General features: G+C 44.8%; 4 protein-coding genes. All 4 read left to right on the top strand.

Annotated features, from left to right (window positions below; translation table 11 throughout):
* The first annotated feature begins 141 nt into the window (after window positions 1-141).
* The 4 genes from ADI76_RS02130 to ADI76_RS02115 all read left to right on the top strand — a co-directional run bounded on the left by ADI76_RS02130 (window position 142) and on the right by ADI76_RS02115 (window position 3,615).
* Complete coding sequence (locus ADI76_RS02130; protein ID WP_049475326.1) at window positions 142-1,065, top strand: aldo/keto reductase; 924 nt, start codon at window positions 142-144, stop codon at window positions 1,063-1,065.
* Window positions 1,066-1,213: 148 nt separating this feature from the next.
* Window positions 1,214-1,789, top strand: coding sequence for a TetR/AcrR family transcriptional regulator (locus ADI76_RS02125; protein ID WP_049475325.1), 576 nt, complete (start codon window positions 1,214-1,216; stop codon window positions 1,787-1,789).
* Window positions 1,786-2,466 carry an ABC transporter ATP-binding protein gene (locus ADI76_RS02120; protein WP_049475324.1) on the top strand — a complete coding sequence of 227 codons (681 nt, stop codon included), beginning with the start codon at window positions 1,786-1,788 and terminating at the stop codon, window positions 2,464-2,466. The genes ADI76_RS02125 and ADI76_RS02120 overlap by 4 nt, the downstream gene beginning before the upstream one ends.
* Window positions 2,467-2,469: 3 nt before the next feature.
* Window positions 2,470-3,615: an FtsX-like permease family protein gene (locus ADI76_RS02115; protein ID WP_049514424.1), complete on the top strand. Its 1,146-nt coding sequence runs from the start codon at window positions 2,470-2,472 to the stop codon at window positions 3,613-3,615.
* The last annotated feature ends 70 nt before the right edge of the window (window positions 3,616-3,685 follow it).

The raw sequence follows: 3,685 nt of genomic DNA, 5'->3' as shown, positions 1-3,685 counted from the left end.
AGCCCTACTCAACTGTGCGGAGGTGGGACGACGAAATCGAATTCTAACGAATGACCGATTTCTATCCCACTCTCTTTTTGATTTCAAATTGACTTTTGCAACCCTTTTCACTACAATAGAACTACAGAAAAGGAGGCGGACATGAACTATATTGAGTTTACTGAAAAAGAGCGTCTGTCCACGATTGTCCTTGGGATGATGCGAATCAGTCAGATGAGTGAAGATGAGGTGGAGGCCTTGGTGGAGGCGGCCTTGTCGATTGGGATCAACACCTTTGACCTGGCGGATATCTATGGCGATGGCCAGTGTGAGGTCTTGCTGGGGAAGGTTCTCAAGCGCCGTCCGGATCTTCGGGATCAGATGTGGATCCAGTCCAAGTGTGGGATTCGCAAAGACGGCTTTACCTATTTTGATTTTTCGAAGGACTATATTTTGGCCTCTGTTGATGGCATCCTCGAGCGTCTGCAGATCGAGCGCTTAGATAGTCTCCTCCTTCACCGACCGGATGCTCTCATGGAGCCGGAAGAAGTGGCAGCAGCTTTTGATCACTTGGAGCAAGCGGGCAAGGTCCGTCATTTTGGGGTGTCCAATCAAAATCCTATGATGATGGAATTGCTCAAAACGGCTGTCAAACAACCGCTCAAGGTCAACCAGTTGCAGTTGAGTGCTGCCTTTACACCGAGCTTTGAGGCTGGTTTTCATGTCAACATGGAAGGGCCAAAAGCAGCTGTGCGAGATGGCAGTGTCTTTGAGTATTGTCGCTTAACCGATACGGTGATTCAAGCCTGGTCTGTCCTCCAGCATGGCTATTTCAAGGGGAATTTTGTCGGCAAGGAAGAGTTTGCGGCCCTCAATCATGTCCTCAATGACTTGGCGAAGAAATACCAGGTCACTCCGACAGCCATCGCCCTTGCTTGGGTCCTCCGCTATCCGGGTAAGATGCAGGCTGTCATCGGAACGACCAAACCCCAGCATGTCCTTGAAGCAGGGAAAGCAGAAGCAGTGACCCTAACGCGCAAGGAATGGTACCAAATCTACTTGGCGGCGGGAAATGATTTGCCTTAGAATCTTGTTAGTAGACCAGACTTCACTTGTATCAGTGGGCTGGTCTTTTGTTTTATACTTTACGAATTTTTCTTGACAAGTCTTACTTTGTTATGGTATTCTTTATGCAACATATGTTGCGTAACAACTGTTGCGCGAAAGGAGTCTTATGCCACCCAAGGTTAAATTTAGTAAAGAGACTATGATTGGGACGGCTTTACAATTGGTGAGAGAAGAGGGCCTGGCTAGTTTGACGGCTCGAGCTTTAGCAGAGAAACTGGGAGCCACGCCAAGAGTCATTTTTGGGCAATTTGCCAATATGGCTGAGTTACAAGCAGAGGTTATTGTTGCTGCGGAAATGGTCGTGGTGGAGTATATACGAAAGGCTTTAGAAGATGAGAAGCCCTTCCGTTCTGTCGGGGTTGCTTATATCCTGTTCGCCTCAAAAGAGCCCCAACTCTTTCAGTTGCTTTTCCAAAATCCTAGCAAAGATCCGATTCGTCGCTTTCAAGATTTTCTTCCCATGAAGGATCATAGTTACCAATTGGTTCTGGAATCGATTGTCGCAGACTATCCATTGACGTTAGAGGAGGCTAGTCGCTTGTACGAGCATCTATTCATCTACTCACACGGGATGGCCTCTATGGTTGCTTCTGGTATTTATCAGTTCAGCATGGAAGAAGTGATTGGTTTATTGACAGAAGTTTGTCAATCTCTCATCAAAGAAATGGTAGGAAAGAAATGATTCAACTAGAAAATGTTCACAAAAGTTACGGACAAACAAAGGTCTTAAAAGGGATTGATCTGCAGATTCAAGACCAGGATGATGTGGTTATCCTAGGTCCTTCTGGATCAGGAAAGTCTACTCTCTTAAACGTGTTATCCGGATTAGAAAAGGTAGACGAGGGGCATATTCTCATTCAAGGACAGGATTTGTCTCAACTCACGGATGCTCAATTGACAGCCTTTAGACGTGAGAAGATAGCCTTTATTTTTCAGCAGTATTATTTATTACCTAATCTCACGGTCAGACAGAATGTTAAGATGGGAGCTGATCTGGCAAACAATCATGATTTTTTGCAGATCATCGAGGATTTGGGCCTTGGCGATAAGCTGGACAAGTATCCGAGTGAATTGTCTGGTGGGGAACAGCAGAGAGTCTCCATTGCTCGTGCCTTGGCCAAAAAGCCAGAGATTCTTTTCTTAGATGAGCCGACGGGGGCCCTGGATGAAAAAACAGGGCGCAAGATTCTCGACTATATCTGGAAGTTGAAGGAAAAGCTAGGCTTTACCCTCATTATGGTGACGCACAACCAAAATATTGCGGATATGGCCAGAACCATCATTCGCGTCAATAGTGGCAAGATTACCCAAGTTGTGATCAACGATCAGCCTCAGACTGCCTATGAGATTGGATGGTAAGCCATGTTTTCAGTAAAAGATATTCGAAAATTAGTTGTCGTCAGTATCATTGGGGCTTGTGCAGTCTTTGTGGCCAATCTCTTCTTAAATTTTTACCTGGATATCGAGCAGTTGGAGATTTCTAAAACCAATCCCATGATTCAGACCTACTATGATGCCCAGGTTTCGCTCTCTTGGATGGTGGCCATGGTCAGTGGGGTCGTCTTGTCCTTGACGTCGATCCTTCTCATGTGCTTTTATATCAAACAATTTGTCGATGACCACAAGGAACAATTAGGAATTTTAAAGGCTTTGGGTTATAGCAATGGCCAGTTGGCGAAACGATTTTGGGCTTTTGGACTCAGTTTTGGAATTGGAGCACTTCTTGGCTATTTCGCTTCTTTTCTTATGATGGGTCATTTTTATGACTTTCGCAATGAGAAGGGGATTCTGCCAGACATTACCATTCATTTTCATTGGCAGCTCTTGGTCGCTTTGGTGATGCTGCCAACGACTTTCTTTATGGTCCTTGCGATTAGCTATGCTAGAAGACAACTACAAACGCCGGCCCTTCGCTTATTGAAAAAATCCCCAAGTCCAATCAAGGTCAAAAGGAGAAAAAGGGCTTCTAAGAAAGAGAAATCCTTCCTAAAAGAGCTGTCTTCGTCGCTGATTTGGGGGAGAAAATCGATCCTGTTTTTTGTGGTCTTTGGCTCTATGTGTTTCGCGTCCATGGTTCAATTGTCTTTTGGCCTAAGGGACTACACAGATGACATCATCCAAACCATGATGATTATGATTGGTTTGATCCTTTCTTTCTCAATCCTCTTTTTGTCATTGGGAATTGTCGTTTCAGAAAGTCGCGAAACCTTGGCTCTTATGAAGGCTTTTGGCTACACCGATCGTGAATGCCAAAGTCATATTCTCGCTCCTTATCGTTTCTGGGCTTATCTAGGATTTGCCCTTGGGACGGCTTATCAATACGGCATCATGGAAATCTTGATTGGTGTGATCAAAGATACGGTACCTGAAAAGATTGAGCACCACTTTGATGGGAATGTGTGCTTTTGGACTTTGCTCGGTTTTGCGGTGGTTTATGAAAGCCTCTTTTATCTATTCAACAGAAAACTCCAAAAACAAACCATCAAAGAAGTGCTCTTAGCTGAATAAATAGAAAAGAGAGTGGGACAGAAATTGGTAATTCGTTAGAATTCGATTTCGTCGTCCCACCTCCGCACAG

This window comes from Streptococcus parasanguinis (assembly GCF_001074805.1).
GTDB classification, from domain to species: domain Bacteria; phylum Bacillota; class Bacilli; order Lactobacillales; family Streptococcaceae; genus Streptococcus; species Streptococcus parasanguinis_A.
Note: the sequence above shows the minus strand (reverse complement) of the source record. Positions and strands in the feature narration are given on the sequence as shown.